Source organism: Geobacillus sp. FSL K6-3411, from assembly GCF_037965715.1.
GTDB lineage: Bacteria > Bacillota > Bacilli > Bacillales > Anoxybacillaceae > Geobacillus > Geobacillus thermodenitrificans.
Window position 1 is genome coordinate 1,791,758 of record NZ_CP150187.1, and the last position, 18,909, is coordinate 1,810,666.

The window sequence follows — 18,909 nt, forward strand, 5'->3', positions numbered from 1 at the left end:
GTGGTGCTAGTTGAGCGTCAACGCTCCACTAGCCCAAGAACAACGAGAGAATGGGCCAATAAAATGCCATCAAGCGCTGTTTCAAATCCAGAAACCGAATTGGCACGAATTTCCGTAATCCGAAATGAATCCACTAAAACCGAGAACGCAGTTTCGACGATTTTGCGTTTTTGCTTCATCCATTGTTTCCATTTTTTTGATTGCGCAACTCGTTGATTTTTCCGAGCAGGCGTCCAAAAAGCGATTTTGTATTCATCGTATAGTTTCTTTTGCAAGGCTTGGCTCACATATCCTTTGTCGCCAAGTGTATACGGATGAGGAAGTTGGGCCATCACGGTTTCCGCAGCTGTCCGGTCGTGGCAGGATGCTTCGGTCAGGACATATCCCATCGGAAGCGCTTGGTCGGTAATCTGAAGATGAAGCTTAAATCCATAGTAAGCCATCTTTTTGGATGCACAATACCCAATATCTGCGATTCCTTGAAATCGTTTGACGCGATACATTCGTGCGTGGTGGCAGAGTTCAATGGGTAAGCTATCCACCACCGCATAAGCGTGATGTTGTCCACGTTTGGCGAGTTGGTGACGAATCCATTTGATCGCCCAACGCAACGACCGGCATCGACGGTTGTATCGAGAGCGCTCTGGGAACATTTCCTTTGTGAACAGGTTTCCAATGACAAATCGATGCCAAGCCCGTTCCGAAGTAAACCCCAGCAATTTTCCAAGAATGTGAATGGCGATGATGACCTCATCCTCTTGCTTCAACAAATGACAATTTCGACGTTGTAAATACATCTGGATACAAGGCAATTGTTCTGATACAAAGAATAAGATCGCGGCATATTGCTTTTGAATTTTTGCTTGGTCTATTGTAAAATGAAAGTGCTCTTGCATGGGACTTCTCCTTTTGGATGTTTGTTCGCACTTTCATTTTAAAGGAGATCCTCATGCAAGGGCTGTTTTTATGTCTTGAGATTTTATCTAGCACCACGGGTTTATTATAATCTCTCTGTTCTCCGTGTCCACTTTTTAGACTAACATCATTTATTACTTGTTTTACAATCACAGGCTTTTCTAAGAAATAAGAAGCCAATTAAATAAAATGTGCCTTGATTAATTGATGTTTTATTTCTTACACGATCGGGAATCGTTTCTGCAATAAGTTGAATTAGAAATGTGAGGAGGGTATCCCAAAAGCAATCACTTTTTGGACACCCTCCTTTATTTTTACATATGCATATGATGAGAATGGTCGCTGCCGATCGATGGGTCGAGCATTCCAAAAATCATGGCAATATGAGCTACTACTAGAAATATACCAACGAAAGTGGAATGATATTTAAACTTTTGTTCCTCGCTCCATCTACGCCCGATTATGCCTAAATCGATTAGACTTAATCCCAATAACGGAATGACGCCCATTAAATAAAATCCTACCGCAATCATCCGCGCCATTCCCCATTCAATGTAAATGGAATGACGGCACTCACCAATAAGTAAATAAAAATTCCTAAAAAGTAGACACCAACAATGATGCTGCATAATTTGTTGATTTTACGGATCATTCCATCGAAACGGCGAGTAAAAAGAATTGCCAGCTCCGTTATCGCAATGGTCTCGGCAAGAGCAACAGGAATAGCCATAAATAAAATCAAATTCCAAGGTTGATTCACCGCTAACAGTTCCATGTAATGCGTCATATTCATCTAATCACCTCCTGCATTTATACATCCACATCTATTAACCTTAATCACAATTTGTGCATTTTCTTTGGAAAATTTAAGAATAATTTGTGACAAGATTCACTGAATCTATCGGTGTGTTCAGCTGTAAATTAGCACATTATTTCAGAATCCCTTTTTCAAATTATTTCGGACGGATTCGGAAATAATGTGCAAAATCTTTGCGAATTATTCCAGGTTTTGCAGATTATTTCCGAACGTTTGCACATTATTTCGGATGATTAACTAGAATGAGGATGGATCGGGATGAAACATAACAGGGGCCGATCAGCCCCTGCTGTGTCAGTACCCCATTTCTTCGGCTGCCATACGCACAATGTCTTCGTCAATCATATGTTTTTTTAATTGAGCGCCGTATAACAGGCAAATGGTGGCGAGGTTGTTGATGATCCGCGGCCACCCCTGCGACTGCAGGGCAATCGCTTCTAAGGCAGCTGGGGTAAAAATCGGGTGTTTCGCCCCCGCCTGTTTCAGGCGGTGTTCGATATATCCTACCACTTCTTCCTTATCAAGAGGCCCCATCTGGTATCGCATGATGATTCGTTGGTGAAGCGGACGGTGTTGATTCAACCGTAGTTTTGCCTGTAAATGGGGCAGCCCCGCCAAAATCAAGACAAACGGATTCGTTGAGTCCATGTGAAAGTTGAACAGGATCGCGATATCCTGCAGAAAGGCATCCTTCGCTAAATGCATTTCATCGAGGATGAACACTGACGTTACCCGTTGTTCATGATACAAGCGCTCGATCCCTTGTTGGATTTGATAAAACAAGTCGACCTTGCGGTATTTCGGCTCTTCCCCGAGCCCGAAGGCAAGGCCGCGATAAAAGTCCATCACGCTTCCCGTTGACAATGGAAAATAAACGACGTGATACAGTGACGGATTCAGGGATTCCTTAAACGCCCGAAGGGCGAATGTCTTGCCGGCCCCTGGTTCACCAATCAATAGCCCGATCCCTCTTGTTCGTTTCATGTAGTCCAAAGCGGCGAGGGCCTCTTGATACGAGGCCCCTTGATAAGCCTCTGGTGAATTCGTCTCCTTCGAAAACGGCTCTCGGGAAAGGGAATAAAACGTTTTATACATCGTTTTCGCCTCCCTCTACCGGAACCGTCGCAAACGGTGACCGATGGCGTTTCACATAGGCATTGTCCTCGAAGCGAACAAGGACCGCTTCGGCGACCCGTTGACCGTCTTCGTACACATACACGCCTTGTTCATCATAACGGAGTTCGATCGATTGTCCGATGAACCGGGGCGGAACTTCATACAGCTGCTTGTTCAACGTGACCGTACCATCGGCCTTCACTTTACGGTATTCGCGTTTCAAAAAGATCGAGTCGAGCCAATCCGAATCCTCGACGAACGACACCAAATGGACTTGCGATTGAAACACTTCATGTGGCGTCTTCCCGTTCAACGAGGCATGCGGTTTTCGATGGTAATCTTCCTCCAACCACTTCCAAAATCGCTCGTTTAGCTCTTCGAGCGACTTCGGTGAATTCATTTCGAGCAACGGGTAAAACCGCGTCTGTACGGTGCGGAAAAATCGTTCGATTTTCCCTTTGCTTTGCGGATCGTACGGCTGGGTATGGATCAAGGTGATCCCTAACTCCGCGCAGGCGTACTGCAAGGGTTCCGCCCGATAAATCTTGCCGTTATCCGAGTAAATTCGCTTCGGCTTTCCGTATCGAAGCAGCGCTTCCTTGGTTACGATCCGCAACCCGTCAAATTTCTCGGAAGAGAAAAACTGAGCGTACGGCACGACCCGAGAGCAGTCATCGATATAGGCAATCAAAAACGTTTTTTGCGTTTTGCCATTCACGCGAATCAACGGGCCATGGGACAAATCACCTTGCCAGAGCTCATTGACCTGATCGTACGCGAATCGTTTTCGTTCAGGAATCGGTAAAATTTCTTTCCCCACGAGGTTGTATTTTTTTAAAAGTCGGTATATAGTGAAATAAGAGATGGATTGGATTTCCCCCTGCTCGATAAGGTGTTGGTAAAACACCGTCACGGGCATGTGGGGGTGTTTTTTTCTCAGGGCTAAAATGTGATCCTCTTCTTCAGGTGACAGCCTCCGGGAATGGCCACGGTCCGACCGTCGTTTCGGCTTCAGCGCCTCAAAGCCCCCTTTTTTGTACTGCGTGCACCAGTCGAGGATCGTTTTGGCGGCGATGCGTTTCTCTCCATGGTGGGGAACTTGATGGATCCGTTCCGCTACTTCCTTCAAGTACGTTTTTGGATCGACTTGTCCATTCACCAATGGAGCGATCAATCCATACCGAAATAAAGCGATCTCCTGTCTCATCGACTCATTCATTTCGATCTCCTCCTTCGTTCATCCCATTCTAGGACCTTATCGGTCCATCCTGTCTCTATCCTATCGGATCATTCCCCCGACCGTCGAGAGGAAAGGTTTGTGGAATCTATAAATGATTCCATATAAGGGGATATAAGTAAAATCAGGAACTGAATGTACGTGCAAAAAGATGCGTCGATCGGTGCTCCCATATCTCTTGGATGACGAAAAAGAGGCCGATCTCCTCCATCGTCTGGATCCACCATAGGGCTCGTTCTCTCGCTTGGGCGATGGCAGGACCAATTTTTCTCCAGCGCTCCGCAAAAAACCAATGAAGGTGGTTCAAATTTCGGAATAAACGTCGGACATAAAATAAAACCCCTTCATCCGTAGGAAGGAGTGGAGCCTCCTCCATCCCCCGTTTCGGAGTCAGGCCCAACCGTTCTTTCACCACTCTCCATATGGTGGGCAACGTATACTGAAAATAGGGGAGAAGAAATGAAGGCAACACGGCCACCGTCCTCCTGCACTCCGGGCAGCGATACCGAGCGATCCAAATGCGATAAGACTGATGCGACGTCACGGCATTTCGTTCGTAGTACCCATGGCGATAAAGAGGTCGTTTTGCCTGGCAATGAGGGCACCGCTTAAGAAGGGGAAAGTCGTTTTGTTTTCCCCGCTGGGCATATGTCTGGACATCGACCTGAAAGTCATGAAACCGAATCACGTCCTCGTCCCCCCTCTGGAAATCACCCATGTCCCATTCCGAAATAATTCACAAAAAATTTAGCACATTCTTTCGGAAAGGGGGAGAGGGATATTCCGAAGGAATGTGCAAAAAAGAGTCTTTTTTGTGCGGAAATAAAGTGATAATTTACATTCAGCAAAGAAAAAATGGTTCTTACGTTCTTTTGGTGAATGAAGGCTTTTTCTGTTTTTTGGAATTTGTTGAAGGTTTTTATAATGTGAATGGCGAATTTTGATTATTAATGAAAATTGGAGTTACATTGTTTCGAAGAGATATATCAATTACTAACACGAAAGCAGCGCCAATTTAGGATACTTTTACAAAGCCGGAGCAAAAAAAGCAAGTGGTTAGAAGTTTTAGCATTAAAAAAAGGAATTACAGTAGCAGAAGATATGGACACCAAACAAAACAATTGGAAGATATGTGGATGGGGGATACGGAAAGCGGCTGTTTCGTTGCAAATGTGGTATTGCCCCTTCAGTATCAGTACATTGTAACTCATAAAAAGCAGAATAAAACGTATAAGTTAGGGGAAACTTGTTTGGAAAATTGTGCCCATTTAACCCCAGAAGGTATTCGAGATATCAAAAAGGGGTTCTGTACGATACATTTAGAAATAATTATAAATGAACAGGAGATGATGGAATTTTGCCTTTAAAAAATTATGGAGTTTTAAAGGGGAAACCAGTCGACTCTATGATGGGAAGAGGACAAAATCCTCATTATCAAGTTCTTATCAAGGATGAAGAAGGTATTAAGTATCGAATAGCCATTAATATTAAATCTCAATCTTATCCTTCAGAAGTATTATATTTTGTTGGTGAGGATTTCCATTCGGAAGACATTACAAAGTTACCTGACTTAGAGTTTGGTTTTACTCCTATAAAAAATAATAATCCGGATATTGGACTTGATTATATCAGAGGAAGTTTGTTTGATCCTAGAAAAATGATTCCCCTACCAGCTGACGTAGAAGGTCCAGATAACGATTTGAACGAAAAGATTGAACATTATATTAAGCAAGCTATTGATAAGAAAGCAATAGTATATGCTTTTGGAGAGAGATGGGGACCAGAGCAAAATAAGCCTGATAAGTATTTTGGTTTTTTACCTGGTAATGGTATACATGATATTCATATGAATCAAGGAAATGTTGGAAGATGGAAAAAAGATAACGGGATATGGCAAGATGGGGGAATTCTAATACATTTTGAACAAGAGAAAAGATGGGTAGCCATTTTTCTAGCTTTCCAATCTCAATCCTGGTGTACAGATGAAAATGGGAATGCAATCAAAACAGTAGAAGAATGTAACTATAAAAATGTTAATAAAATAATGTCTTTATAAAATTAAAAAAATTTTTTCTATTGGGAAATATTTAATTCAAAATTCCTATTATTCTTTCTTTTACACAATTATTAAACTCGATTAAACAAGACTTAACATTTCCCCAATACAATTGTTCTTGAAAATTTTTGAGGAGGGTTTAAAATTGTTCAGAAAAAAAATCTTACCCTTGGCAGTTGTTTCTACCATTGCTTTAGGAAGTTTATTAGGAATAGGAAGCGTCACAGAAACAGATGCAAAAGAAAAGAAAGATCATGACCATGGAAAAGTAAAAAATATCATTTTTATGATTGGTGACGGAATGGGTGTATCTTATACTTCCGCATATCGTTATTTAAAAGACAACCCAAACACAAAATTCGTTGAGCGAACGGAGTTTGACAAATATCTTGTCGGTCAACAGATGACTTATCCTGAAGACCCTGCAGAAAATATAACTGATTCTGCTTCTGCTGCGACAGCGATGGCAGCTGGAATTAAAACATATAATGCAGCCATTGCTGTGGATAATGATGGTTCAGAAGTAAAAACCGTACTCGAAGCTGCAAAAGCAGCAGGTAAAGCAACTGGTCTTGTAGCCACTTCTGAAATTACACACGCAACTCCTGCATCATTCGGTGCTCATGATGAACACCGTAAAAATATGAACGCTATTGCCAATGATTACTATGATGAATTAATCAATGGCGAGCATAAAGTCGATGTTTTGCTGGGTGGAGGAACTGATCTATTTATCCGTGAGGATCGTAACCTTGTAGAAGAATTCAAAAAAGACGGATACAGCTATGTGACGAATCGCAACGAATTATTAAAAGATCAAAACGAACAAGTTCTTGGTTTGTTTGCGCCAAGAGGACTTCCGAAAATGATCGACCGAACTGAAGACATTCCTTCCCTTGAAGAAATGACAAAATCTGCGATTAAGCGTTTAAGCAAAGATAAAGATGGTTTCTTCTTGATGGTGGAAGGAAGCCAGATTGACTGGGCGGGACACGACAATGATATTGTTTCTGCAATGAGTGAAATGGAGGATTTTGAAAAAGCATTTAAAGCGGCTATAGAGTTTGCAAAAAAGGACAAGCATACGCTTGTTATCGCTACAGCTGACCACTCTACCGGTGGTTACTCCATTGGAGCAGACGGCATTTATAATTGGTTCGGTGCACCAATTAAAGCGGCAAAACGCACGCCTGACTTTATGGCCCAAGAGATTGCCAATGGCGCCGATGTTGAAGAGACGTTGAAAAAGTATATCGATTTGGAATTGACGGCTGAAGAAATACAATCTGTGAAAGATGCCGCTGAACAAGGGAAAGCGGACAAGGATAAAGGTGTAAAAAGAGTGGATGATGCGATCGAACATATTTTTGACAAACGTTCACATACTGGCTGGACAACAAGCGCCCATACCGGGGAAGACGTTCCTGTTTATGCATACGGTCCGGGAAGTGAACGTTTCGTTGGGCAAATAGAGAACACGGATCATGCCAAAATCATCTTTGATATTTTAGGAAAAGGAAAACAAAAAATTGTCATTGAAGATAAGTAGTGATCAAAAAAAGCATTGAAAAAGAACACACATCCCGTTGCTCGCTCAAGCAACGGGAACTTTTTTGATATGCATATGGAGGTTCAAATGATGAAAAAACTATTTTTGCTTACAAGTCTGATAACTTTGCTTGTCGGATGTGGCCAACATATAGATAACGAAAACAAGGCTTCTAATTCAGGTACTCAACAGCAAACAAAAAACGAACTAATTGATAAGTCTACCAAAGATACAAAGCAAGATAAGCTGACAAAAAAGACAAACGAATATATTTCAAATCCGCAGGTAACCGATGATCGGAATTTACAAAAACCAGGTGATTATTATATAGATGAAAAGGGAGAAGCTACTTTAAAGAAAATGAAAATCGTAAACAAGACATACAATGTTGGGCCAATTCAACTTACAGTCAAAGACGTGAAAGTGATCCATTTAGTTCCTGATTACAGCCTTATTGATTATTTTCATGCCTTAACACATGAGGAACAGTTCGACTTTATCAAAGTATTCGTAGAGATTAAAAATACATCTTCACAGAAAGTAAATTTCGCGCCGATAGCTTTATTTGAATCAAGCACAGGGGAGAAATTTGATTGGGAAAAAGATATTTATCTTGAAAACTTACATGGGGAAATTGAAGGAAACGGCAAGAAACAAGGTAATCTAGGGTTTATTCTCAAAGAGCCGAACGGGGAAGATGTACAATGGGTGAAAATGATTACGAGCGACGTTGTTGACCCAAACAAGAAAATCATCAGTAAAGCAAAAGAAATAAGATTGGAATTTTAAATGGATTCTGCTCTACCAGCTACAACGATATGATGTGCTACGTATGGTATAGAAGGATATGGTTGTGATATTGTTAGTTTTAATACCGAAGAAGATAGAACCAACTTCAAAAAAACAACAGTACATCAATCTCTAGGACAATTTGTCCTAGAGATAATTTTTATCTTCTGGCAAACACGTAGGTTGCCAGATAAACTTGCTCGATAATTCTCGATAATTAAACAACATTCCATCCTGTTTTTACTAATTTCTATGTTAAATCAGTTCTATATAGTTGTTGTAATTCTGGAACAAGGGAAGTTCTGAAATAATTAGAGCTTCCCTCATTTCATTCTTCTTTACTCGGAGAATCAACTAAACCTGTTATAATTATATCAACAAGGTAGCAAACGTATGCCGCAAATGATGGAGTGAGAAGCGTTGAGGTGACAGACCTGCTTTCTGTGAGATTTCCTTAAATATCTTATGTAAACCACACGGATTCAGTTTTTTGCCGTTTTTATTTAAAAATACCGGTCGGGAAGGGTGGAGCTGATATTCCTCTAAACTTTCCATATAGCTTTTCGTTAAAGGGACAACCATGGGATGAAGGGAGGAGTAAGCGCTCTTTTTTTCCTCTCCCATATATTACGTATCGTGTTGTTAGATAAATCAATTGTTTTTGTTGAAATTAAGGATTATGAAAGAAGGATTGCGGAATCTGCTCTTGTTTCATACAGGACGATGCCTCCACTCAATTTATCAGTAATTGTGAAAAGCAGCCTGGAGCATAAGGAATAAAGCGGCGTGATGAGACAGTACTTACACTTTACTGTCTCTTTTTTGTTTTGTGATTTATTTCCATTCATTAATTAAAGTGGGGAAGGGATTATTACGAATATTTTAATTTATATAGACAATAAGAACGTTTGTTCTTATAATATATTTTAAATAAATATGGAAGGGGTTTTAAAGATGACAAGAAAAAATATAAAACGAACGTTGGAAATAGACGAAATTATAAAACTTTATCTTGAAGGTACTAGTACTACTGAAATTGCAAAGCTTTCTAATGTGTCTCCGAGATATATAAGAATGATTTTGTCTGATCATAATATTGAAAAAAGGCCGTTTGGTAGTTGGAAGCGTAAGTATAAGTTAAATAATGAAGATTATTTCAAGACTTGGTCTAAAAATATGGCTTATATCTTAGGTTTTTTTATAGCGGACGGTTTTATCTCCAATGATTTTCAAACGATCGGATTCGCTCAAAAAGAAAAATATATTTTAGAACAAATCAGAGACGAATTAGGGTCTAATCAACCACTTTATCAAAATAAGCAAACCGGCGTTTATATGTTATATCTCAATAGCAAAGTTATGAAAAACGATTTAATGGAGATACATGGTATCACACCAAATAAATCACTGGATATAAAATTTCCGTATGTTCCAGAAGTGTATTTAAATCATTTTATAAGAGGCTATTTTGACGGTGATGGAAATATTTATTCTCGTGGCTATTTAGTCAGTTTTGTTGGCGGTTCTCTCGATTTCATGACGGTATTAGAACATCATTTAAAAGCGCGAGGATTTGACGTGTACTTAACCAAAAACGAAAAACATATTCGTTTATATATGAGCGGCAGAAAAACGATTAAGGAATTTTATGACTGGATTTATCACGATAAAGGATTATATTTAAAACGCAAATTTGAAGCGTTCCCAGATAAAAATATGGATGCAGAAACATTGCAAAATGCGAAATTTAAAAAGACAAAACAAGCTGTTGCAGCAAGAAAAAAAGCTTTTATCGATGAATATCGAAAAAGTTATTGCGTTCATCAAGCATGTGAAACAGTTGGAATTACATTAGGAACGTATTATACATGGTTGAAGCGTGACAAATCATTTAGCGAAGAATTTTATAAAATTAAAGAAAGGGAAGTTAAGTAACTAATAACTGCTTTATATTTTTTAAATTTCGGTTGACATAATATAAATTATGAGAAGTTATTGGGGTGACTGTCTCAATAATAAGTAATCTCATGATAGTGAGACAGAAACAAAAAATGGTCCTCTGATATAAACCAATTATCTTTGTGCATGTGCGTGATGGCAAACAAATCTGGGATGACGATGAGAACTTGTCCGTATTTGTTGGACAAGAAGTGTTGGGCCGGAAAATTAAGAGTCGTCGATTCAGCTTTTGTGTCGCTTATGATTGGTACCAGAACGATTTTATTTTATCCGCCGCATCTTCCGGATCGTTTGACCGTTGGCGTGTTTATTTCGATATATCCCCTTGCTGAGTTGAAAGCGATGCCAGTTTAAAACAGATCAGTCATATTGCTTGATTATGCAGGATAATCAGCCGGAGTAAAGTTCATCCCTCCCCCTATTTTGCGGTACAACGGGATGAGATAAGGGGCGCTTAGACAGCGTGTGCGCTTTGCGAGCATGGTATCGATGCGGGTTGTGCCCTGAGCATATTTCCGTATGCGCCACTTGCCGCTTGCCAAAGAGTGGCATCTGGATACGACGATTGCGTACAACGACGTCCTCCGCTTTCGCTTCAGCTCGTGTTTCTGTTTCGTCTGGTCCCTGATAAATGGTTCGCATATCGTCGTCACTCATTGCCCGAAAGATGATGAGATGTGTTTGCGAGGATAGCCGGTTCAGCAGGACGAACACAATCGCCACGATCTTGTTTTGGAATCGACAAGAATGCGACTATCATGCTGCTTTGTGCATACGAGTACAATAAAAACGTGCAGTGTTCTCGAATGACTCAAGAAACACTGCACGTTACCCGTTGCGTGTCGATTGTCGCAAGGAAAGCATGTTTCCATCCTTTCTTTATTTTGACTCTCAACGTTACGCAATATCAGTATAACGATAGCGGACACCTTTATATCGAATGCGAATCGGCACGCCTTTTTCCTGTTTATATTTCATAAGAAGCCGTTGGGCTTTTGAAAAGGCTTCCATCATTCCGGACGCTAAGATGGCTTCTTCCCATGCAGACGCCTTTTCTTGCTCTGTGTGAAAGGAAAAGACATACTGTTTCATCTTCTTCACCTCCCTATGTACTTATTATATCAAAGACTGTTTTTCCTAAACACAAAAACTGTTACAATTACGTTAACATTTTCTTTAACAAAAAAACCGATGATCTAGTAAGCAATGCAATCTACAGCTAGGTTCTTGCCCCCCTTATAAAGCCAAAGCCTCTTCCACATGCAAGAACAGACAATTTTGGAGAAATAGCTGCTTTTCATCCAATCTTCTAAACAGGGCGAGGGTGCCCTTTTTCAAGCATATAAAAACCGGCATCAACGCTCGATGCCGGTTTGTTGCTTATATTGCTTGACGGCTGCTGGGTAGTCGGCTTGAATGGTATCTTTGTCCCGCCCGAGCCGTGCGCTTAAAAATTCTAGCACAGTGGCATCGTGGGCGAGCCCTGCAGCAAACTGCCGCTTCAACCAGCGTTCACCTATCGTTTCTTCAGGGAATGTGCGAGTCTCTCCCCCATCGGCATACAAGGTCCATCCTTGTTCCGTCCGTCGGCTCAGCCACCATTGGCCATGATGATTCGTCCAAAACGTTCCTTCGGCTTCGTCCCGTTGGTTCAGCTGATTTTGTTCCGCATCGCCGTAAACCGGCAATAGCGGGAACGTCTCGACGACAAAGAGTGGGAACGTCGTGTCATCAACAAAACAGCCGGACGCTTTCGGATGGCCGCCGCCGCCAAACTGTTTAGCGAACTCAGCAACATTGACGTCGTCGTGAATGGTGCGAAAGCCGATATGTTTCGTTCCCATATTGACCATGGCAATCAAGTCGAGATGAGGGTATCGTTTCGATAAGGCGTTGCCGAGTTCCGACAAATGCCGCTCAGCAAATACAACGCCGATGCAATAATCACCGAGCGAGCGTTGGACGAGCTGCTTTTGTTTTTGTCGGATGTAGCGCTGGATCTTCTTTTCTTCCATATCCAAAATCAGCTCTTCTGTTTCGGTCAAGGTGAACGGTTCGCCGGAGGCAAGTCGCTCGCTCATTGTATCCCAAAAGCCGTCGAGCCCTAAAATCGTCAATAAATCATTAAGCCGTTTTGCTTGCAGATTCCCGTTTTCTTCCCATTCCCATGTATCGTATTGGCGGACGAGCTCGACGAACGTTGCTAATGAGTCGCTTGGTGCTAGTTTCCCTTCACGCACGAGATAGTCGTAAAAGAGCGAGGTCGCGGACGTTTTTTTGCCGTCATCATCAGCCGGTACGACCCAGCCCCACGGGTAGTCATTGAAATGAAGTGCCGTCACGTGGTGATCGATGACTTGCACGTGACCGCCGCGCTTGGCCCGTTCGGCGAGCTGTTCTTCGACGTCTTTGCCGACGGCCAAGTCGGTGATAAACAGCATGGCGTTGTCTGCTTCTTCGCTTTGCAGAAACTGGGTGACTCGCTCATCTAGATTCCGATAGGAGCAAAACGAAATGTTGACTTCCGTAAACGCCAGCTTCGCAAGCAGTCCGCAGCCGATGCCGTCTAAATCGCTGTCGGTAAATAATTTAATCATCGCTTCCCATCCTTTTTTGTTACAAGCTTTTTTGCAACCACGTTTTCAAAAGCGGAATCAGCCGGTCCGTCAGTTCACTGACATGCGGCACAAAGACGCGAAAACGGCCGTAAATGTTTTCGATCGTCCGCCGCGTCGATTCGTCATCCGCCCCACGTCCTAAAAAGAGGTTGACAACTTCGATGCCGTGGCGGCGCGCTTCGGCAACCGCTTCATGCGTATCAATGATGCCGTTTTGTTCATAGCCATAAGCAGCCGGCTCGCCATCGGAGAAAACAAGCAACACTTTTTGCGTTTCCGAGCGACGGAGGAGCTGCTCTGTCATCCAACGAATGGCCAGTCCATCGCGATTGTCTTCGCGCGGCTCAAGCTGCATGATCGCCGGGCCGCTTGATGGCTCCAATGACTGACGAAATGACACAGCTATTTGCATATAGTTTGGTTGTCGAGAGGCGGTCGCCTCGTTCGCATCTTCCCAAAATCCAACAATGGCATGCGGAACCCGCAACGTTTTCAGTGCCTCATGACAAAGAACAAGACCGGTTTTCGTCTCTTCTATTTTGTCATGCATGGAAGCGGAACAGTCAACCAATAACCCAAACACTGCATCAAACCGCCGCGCCGGCTCGCCTTTTTTGTAAAACAAACGCGGCCGCTCATCGGTGAAAAACGGTATCAACTGCTTACGCAGCCTCCCGGCGGGCAAGTTGGTGCGCCAAGCGCTGCGTTGATGCTCAAGCCATTGCTCCATCACCCGCACAAGCCGTTTCCGGTACGGGGCTACCGCCGTCTGCTTAGTTCGGTATTGCTGGAGATGGATCGGGCTTGGCGGCGATGAAGGAAGAAGAACAAGCTCAGCTTGACGGTTCGCCTCACCATACAAGGCACTGCTTCCGGCGGGTGGATGATCGTCAAAGGAGGCTTGCGCTTCGGGTCCATATTCATTTCGATTCGTCGGCCGCGACGTTCCTTGGACGATGGCGAGCGCCTGATCGCCGTCTTCTCCCGGCCGCGCCCCGTCGCTAAGCATCCCGGTGCGGGTGCCGCGTTCAAGCTCAAACCGAAGAACATTCCCGCCCGTTCGGCTCGTTTCCCGGTGCCAGGTCGACAACACTTGCCGATGTACTTCACTGTTTGTGGAATCATTCGAGGTATCACGATTTTCCAACGGATCCGTTCGCTTGAGATCTTGAAGCGTCATCTTCCGTTCATCTTCATCATCGTCAACGATCGGCAGCGACGTGTAGTTGTTTACCATGTCATTAGATAGCACGTCTCCCACCAGCTCTACAATCGCCAGCGTCCAACGGGCCGTTTCCGCTGTCGATGAAACGTCAAAAAACTGCGGCCATAGCGCCTCGAGGCGCGCTTGTCCCGCTTCATCTGCCATCGGAGCGAGCGGGACGTCATCAAGCGGCGAATTGTTGGTCAGCCGCAAGTACATGGCCGCCAAAAACTGATCAGTGAAGGCTCCCCGCGTCCGGTTCGCCTGCCATTGCTGGGCGAAATACTGGCGGTACAGACGACGGCGCGCGCGAAACCATCGTTTCAGTCCTGGCCGCTCCCGCTCACATATCGTTTCCAAACGGAGATCCTCAGCGAAGGAGAACAACTGTTTTAACAGTTTAGAGAGCGGCTGTGCCTCCGCTGTTTGCCGGAAGGTGCGGACAACAGCTATATCGGTATGCCGACGTGTGCCGATCATCCGCAAGACCACATCGCTTTTCATCGCCTGCTCTTTCTCTGAGGATGGATACACATCCCAAAATTGACTCACATATATCGTCTGCTTAGCCAAATGCACGCCGGAATGGGCGGCAAACTCCACCGTCCAACGACGGTCGCGGGCAAGCGTTTGAGCGAGATCGGAAAGCTGCATGACCAAAAACGAATCAATTGGCCGGTCGTTGAACATCATAAACCGTTCCATGCGCCGCCTCCTACTCGTCAAACCATGTTTCAGCAATGTTGCGCACAGCAGCGCGTTCGCGTTCGTCGTCTAGCTTATCGACAATGCTTCGTTCAATCGCGCGCAACGGCGGCATATACGCCGCCAAATCACATGCATCGAGCAACGCGCGCACCGAGGCGGCTTCTTCAGCGACTTGCCCGTTTCTCACTTGTGTCAGCAAATCTGCTGATAGAGAAACGAAACGGTCGATCAACGCCTCATCCGTTAATGTAGTTTGCGCCAATAGCACCGATTTTAACGTCGCTCCTTGCACGTACGGCACATCGATGACGACAAAACGGTTTTTTAATGCTTCATTGAGCGGCACAGTGCCGATATAGCCTTCATTGATGGCCGCAATGACGCCAAACGTCGACTTCGCCTGCACAACCTCTCCAGTGAGCGGGTTGGTGAGCCGCCGTCGGTAATCAAGCACGCTGTTTAAAATCGGAAGTGTTTCTGGTTTAGCCATGTTGATTTCATCAATATACAATAAATGACCTTTTGTCATCGCCTGAATGACCGGGCCAGGAACGTAATCGATGACTGCCTGACCGCCGCGGTGCACGATCGTCTTAAACCCGAGCAGCGCTTCGGCGTCTAGGTCGACGGAGCAGTTGATGCTATGCATCGGCTGTCCAAACAGTTCGGACAATGTTTCAGCAAGCCGCGTTTTGCCCGACCCGGTTGGGCCTTTTAAGAGCACATTTTTCCCAAGCGCAAGCGCGACTGCCGCATCATGGATGATTGCCTCATCTTCGGCCGTATACCCGCCGGCTCCGATCAACGCCTGATCCGGATCGTGGCGGAACTGCTCTTTTCGCTTTTCCATTTCTTTTGTTACAACTAAGGGCCATGTCCTCATTTGGTGTGCCTTCCTCTCTGTTGCCATATTCCCCTCTCATTCTACTAAATCGCCCGTCAGGACGCAAAACAAAACAAATAAACCATAATTATATTATGTAAATAGGATAAAAAGAAAAAACAAGGGCGCCCCTAGCTATAGTTGTCCTCAATGGCTTTGCGGATGAGCGCCGCACACCGGTCAAGCTCTGCTTTCAGCTGACGTTTATACAGCTTCGCTTTTTCTTGCCCACCCTCGGCAAACCGATAATACACGACTTCCTGGTACTTCATCCCTTCTTTTTTCTGTTTCACTTGCTTTAAAATGCCGTCTTCGATTAAATCGTGAAGCGCCTTGTACACTTCTGAATGGTTCGGACGATAGCCGAGCGGTTTAAACTCTTGGCGCAATACATCGAGCAACTTCAGTCCGTACAGCCGCTCCTGCTCCGTTAACGTGATCAAATACAATTTTAAAAACGCACGTTGTTTTAACAGAAAACCGCTTGGCGTCCGTTTCTCTCCCATCGATTTTTTTCCTCCTTTCCCTGATGTTCCATTCACCTAACCGAGAGCAAAGGGCTGTTTGATTCCGTTTTCTTTTCATTATACCATGCGGGAAAGGAAAAATCCTCTCCCGCCTATGTTCAATAAAAAACGATGGTTTTGTTGCCATGAATGATGACTCGGTCTTCCAAATGCCATCTCAGCGCCCGAGCGAGCACCGTCTTTTCGATCAAGCGGCCGATCCGTTTTAAATCGTCGGGATGATGGCGATGGTCAACACGGGCAACATCTTGTTCAATGATCGGTCCTTCGTCCAAATCATCGGTGACATAATGGGATGTGGCGCCGATCAGCTTGACGCCGCGCTCATAAGCCCGCTCATACGGCCGTGCGCCGATAAACGCCGGCAAGAACGAATGATGAATGTTGATGATTCGCCCTGGAAATTCAGCGACAAATGCAGGCGATAAAATTTGCATGTAGCGGGCGAGCACAATCGTATCGATCCGATAGTCGTGAAGCAGGCGGATTTGTTCAGCCTCCGCGTCCGCTTTCGTTTCTTTCGTCACCGGAATGTGCACATACGGAATCCCGAGCGGCTCGACCACATCGCACAAATCGGGATGATTGCTGATGACAAGGGCGATATCGGCGATCAGTTCCCCCGCTTGCCATTGCCAAAGCAGCTCAAGCAAACAATGTTCAGCCTTTGAGACGAAAATCGCGATCCGTCGAATTTCATTATGCAGTCGAAGCTGCCAAGTCATGCTAAATTCCTCGGCAATGGGGGCAAACGCCGTTTCGATCTCTTCCTTCCGACCCGCGATGTTCGGGCAATCAAACTCCAAGCGGAGGAAAAACGTCCCGCCTTCCGGATCGGTCGAGTATTGGCTTGATTCGACAATATTGGCCCCCTGTTCATAAAGAAACGAAGTCACCGCCGCAACGATGCCGGGGCGGTCCGGGCAGGAAATCAGCAACCGAGCCCGCTGCTCGTAGCCTTGCAAAAACGATTGCCAGCGATGTTGGCGAAATGTAGTCATCCGTTCTCTCTCCCTTTTCTTGCGATGATTTAGTTTCTTGCGATATTTAGTTTCCATCATACAAAAAATTGGCGGACTTGCCAACAGGGAAGCGCGGATGTTCTCTATAACAAAAGGCACCTCCCTATCTGGGAGATGCCTTTTTGATAAGCGGCCATTGATTAGTCTTTTGTTAAATCGCCGGCTGGACCGAAAAATTCGTAATGGATGCGTTCCTCAGGCACGCCCCATTGCTTCAGGGCGCGATAGACCGTTTTCATGAACGGAACAGGGCCACAGAAGTAAAAGTCAGCGTCTTTGGACGGAATGACCGTTTGCATCCATTCCAAATCGATCCGCCCTTCTTTGCTGAAGTGCGGGTGTTTTCGATCTTCATCTGACGGCGACTCGTAACAAATGTGATAAGAAAATACTGGATTTTTAGCTAAGGTCTGCAACTCTTGGTCAAACGCCTGTACGCGGCCATTGAGAGCAGCTTGCAGGAACGTAACCGGGCGGTTAGGCTGCCGAATGGCCAACGTATTTGCCATGCTCAAAAGCGGAGTGATGCCAACGCCGCCGCTAATGAAGACGACCGGCGTTTCTTTTGCCAAATCAAGCGTAAAGTCACCGGCTGGGGCGCTTAATTCAAGCACATCCCCTTCTTGGATATGATCATGCAAGTAATTCGAAACAATGCCGGCCGGTTTGTCAGCCGTCGCTGCTTCCCGTTTGACGCTGATGCGGTAATACCCTTTTCCTGGTGCATCCGATAAGCTGTACTGCCGGATGTGTGTGTACGTTTCGCCTGGTATTGACATTTTTACGCTGACGTATTGGCCTGGCAAATAGTCGCTAATGGCTTCGCCGTCTTCCGGTTTGAGATAAAACGAGGTGATGACGTCGCTTTCTTTCACTTTTTTGGCGACGACAAAGCGACGAAAATCACGCCAGCCGCCGCGTTTGGCCGCTGCTTCATCGTAGAGCTCCTGCTCGACTTGAATGAACACGTCAGCAATGACTTCATACGCTTCCGCCCACGCGGCAATCACTTCGTCAGTGGCGGCATCGCCAAGGACGTCTTTGATCGCCAACAGCAAATGCTTTCCGACGATCGGATATTGTTCCGGTTTGATGCCTAAACTCCGGTGTTTATGGCCGATTTGCCGTACGACCGGCAAGATGGCATCGAGCTGATCGATATAGCGCGCTGCTGCGTAGACTGCTGCAGCCAAAGCACGTGGCTGCCGCCCTTGTTTTTGGTGGGCATGGTTAAACACGTTCAGCAACTCTGGATGATTGGAAAACATGAGCTCATAAAACCGTTTTGTAATCTGTTCTCCATGCTTCTCCAATACCGGCACTGTTGATTTGACAATTTCGATCGTTTTTGGATGTAAAGTTGTGCTCGTAGCCATTGTTCCATCCCCTCACAAAACATGTATTTAAAATACATCTTTTATTCAATCATGAGCGATAATGAAAAGCAATATTTCAAATACATCTTTAACAAATTGTTCACAATTCCCCATATGAAGCGGATGTGATACA

The 18,909-nt window shown here is 44.6% G+C and carries 19 protein-coding genes; 5 read left to right on the forward strand and 14 right to left on the reverse strand.

The genetic code is table 11. The features are described from left to right. Nucleotides 1–17 precede the first annotated feature (17 nt). The 6 genes from NSQ22_RS09135 to NSQ22_RS09160 all read right to left on the reverse strand — a co-directional run bounded on the left by NSQ22_RS09135 (nt 18) and on the right by NSQ22_RS09160 (nt 4,773). Entirely contained in the window at nt 18–896 is an 879-nt protein-coding gene (locus NSQ22_RS09135) for an IS982 family transposase (RefSeq protein WP_008881892.1), read from the reverse strand. Between the two features lie 333 nt (nt 897–1,229). After that, nucleotides 1,230–1,457, reverse strand: a complete 228-nt coding sequence (locus NSQ22_RS09140; RefSeq protein ID WP_339264568.1) for a DUF6803 family protein — start codon at nt 1,455–1,457, stop codon at nt 1,230–1,232. Further along, a complete protein-coding gene (locus NSQ22_RS09145) occupies nt 1,445–1,708 on the reverse strand; it encodes a DUF6803 family protein (RefSeq protein WP_339264569.1) in 264 nt (87 codons plus the stop codon). Before NSQ22_RS09145 ends, NSQ22_RS09140 begins: the two co-directional genes overlap by 13 nt. A gap of 318 nt (nt 1,709–2,026) precedes the next feature. After that, the gene (locus NSQ22_RS09150; RefSeq protein ID WP_339264571.1) at nt 2,027–2,827 is read right to left on the reverse strand and encodes an AAA family ATPase; all 801 of its coding nucleotides are present in this window, start codon (nt 2,825–2,827) and stop codon (nt 2,027–2,029) included. Then, the gene (locus tag NSQ22_RS09155; RefSeq protein ID WP_014195809.1) at nt 2,820–4,067 is read right to left on the reverse strand and encodes an IS481 family transposase; all 1,248 of its coding nucleotides are present in this window, start codon (nt 4,065–4,067) and stop codon (nt 2,820–2,822) included. Before NSQ22_RS09155 ends, NSQ22_RS09150 begins: the two co-directional genes overlap by 8 nt. 142 nt (nt 4,068–4,209) lie before the next feature. Next, nucleotides 4,210–4,773, reverse strand: a complete 564-nt coding sequence (locus tag NSQ22_RS09160; RefSeq protein ID WP_011229674.1) for a DUF6431 domain-containing protein — start codon at nt 4,771–4,773, stop codon at nt 4,210–4,212. A 669-nt stretch (nt 4,774–5,442) separates the two neighbouring features. On the opposite strand from NSQ22_RS09160, the gene NSQ22_RS09165 reads away from it, so the two are divergent. The 3 genes from NSQ22_RS09165 to NSQ22_RS09175 all read left to right on the forward strand — a co-directional run bounded on the left by NSQ22_RS09165 (nt 5,443) and on the right by NSQ22_RS09175 (nt 8,479). Beyond that, nucleotides 5,443–6,141 (forward strand): YukJ family protein, encoded by a 699-nt coding sequence (locus NSQ22_RS09165; RefSeq protein WP_339264572.1) that lies wholly within the window; start codon nt 5,443–5,445, stop codon nt 6,139–6,141. A gap of 145 nt (nt 6,142–6,286) precedes the next feature. Next, entirely contained in the window at nt 6,287–7,690 is a 1,404-nt protein-coding gene (locus NSQ22_RS09170; RefSeq protein ID WP_339264574.1) for an alkaline phosphatase, read from the forward strand. Between the two features lie 90 nt (nt 7,691–7,780). After that, nucleotides 7,781–8,479, forward strand: coding sequence for a hypothetical protein (locus NSQ22_RS09175; RefSeq protein WP_339264576.1), 699 nt, complete (start codon nt 7,781–7,783; stop codon nt 8,477–8,479). Between the two features lie 369 nt (nt 8,480–8,848). Here NSQ22_RS09175 and NSQ22_RS09180 read toward each other — a convergent pair whose 3' ends face one another. After that, complete coding sequence (locus tag NSQ22_RS09180) at nt 8,849–9,103, reverse strand: tyrosine-type recombinase/integrase (RefSeq protein ID WP_339264578.1); 255 nt, start codon at nt 9,101–9,103, stop codon at nt 8,849–8,851. A gap of 330 nt (nt 9,104–9,433) precedes the next feature. Here NSQ22_RS09180 and NSQ22_RS09185 point away from each other — a divergent pair, with 330 nt between their 5' ends. Beyond that, nucleotides 9,434–10,414, forward strand: a complete 981-nt coding sequence (locus tag NSQ22_RS09185) for an LAGLIDADG family homing endonuclease (protein ID WP_339264580.1) — start codon at nt 9,434–9,436, stop codon at nt 10,412–10,414. Nucleotides 10,415–10,573: 159 nt separating this feature from the next. Beyond that, nucleotides 10,574–10,792 carry a hypothetical protein gene (locus tag NSQ22_RS09190; protein WP_146179288.1) on the forward strand — a complete coding sequence of 73 codons (219 nt, stop codon included), beginning with the start codon at nt 10,574–10,576 and terminating at the stop codon, nt 10,790–10,792. A gap of 543 nt (nt 10,793–11,335) precedes the next feature. On the opposite strand, the gene NSQ22_RS09195 is transcribed toward NSQ22_RS09190, so the two are convergent. The 7 genes from NSQ22_RS09195 to hmpA form a co-directional block, all read right to left on the reverse strand. Further along, the gene (locus tag NSQ22_RS09195) at nt 11,336–11,530 is read right to left on the reverse strand and encodes a hypothetical protein (RefSeq protein ID WP_029761313.1); all 195 of its coding nucleotides are present in this window, start codon (nt 11,528–11,530) and stop codon (nt 11,336–11,338) included. Nucleotides 11,531–11,793: 263 nt separating this feature from the next. Beyond that, entirely contained in the window at nt 11,794–13,035 is a 1,242-nt protein-coding gene (locus tag NSQ22_RS09200; RefSeq protein WP_327986660.1) for an oligoribonuclease, read from the reverse strand. A gap of 19 nt (nt 13,036–13,054) precedes the next feature. Beyond that, nucleotides 13,055–14,965, reverse strand: a complete 1,911-nt coding sequence (locus NSQ22_RS09205; protein WP_327054372.1) for a hypothetical protein — start codon at nt 14,963–14,965, stop codon at nt 13,055–13,057. Between the two features lie 10 nt (nt 14,966–14,975). Next, complete coding sequence (locus NSQ22_RS09210) at nt 14,976–15,851, reverse strand: MoxR family ATPase (RefSeq protein ID WP_029761310.1); 876 nt, start codon at nt 15,849–15,851, stop codon at nt 14,976–14,978. A gap of 131 nt (nt 15,852–15,982) precedes the next feature. Next, a complete protein-coding gene (locus NSQ22_RS09215) occupies nt 15,983–16,357 on the reverse strand; it encodes a helix-turn-helix transcriptional regulator (RefSeq protein WP_008881855.1) in 375 nt (124 codons plus the stop codon). 119 nt (nt 16,358–16,476) lie between these two features. Then, complete coding sequence (gene purU, locus NSQ22_RS09220; RefSeq protein WP_087960021.1) at nt 16,477–17,379, reverse strand: formyltetrahydrofolate deformylase; 903 nt, start codon at nt 17,377–17,379, stop codon at nt 16,477–16,479. A gap of 161 nt (nt 17,380–17,540) precedes the next feature. Continuing rightward, complete coding sequence (hmpA, locus tag NSQ22_RS09225) at nt 17,541–18,776, reverse strand: NO-inducible flavohemoprotein (protein WP_339264584.1); 1,236 nt, start codon at nt 18,774–18,776, stop codon at nt 17,541–17,543. Between the last annotated feature and the right edge of the window lie 133 nt (nt 18,777–18,909).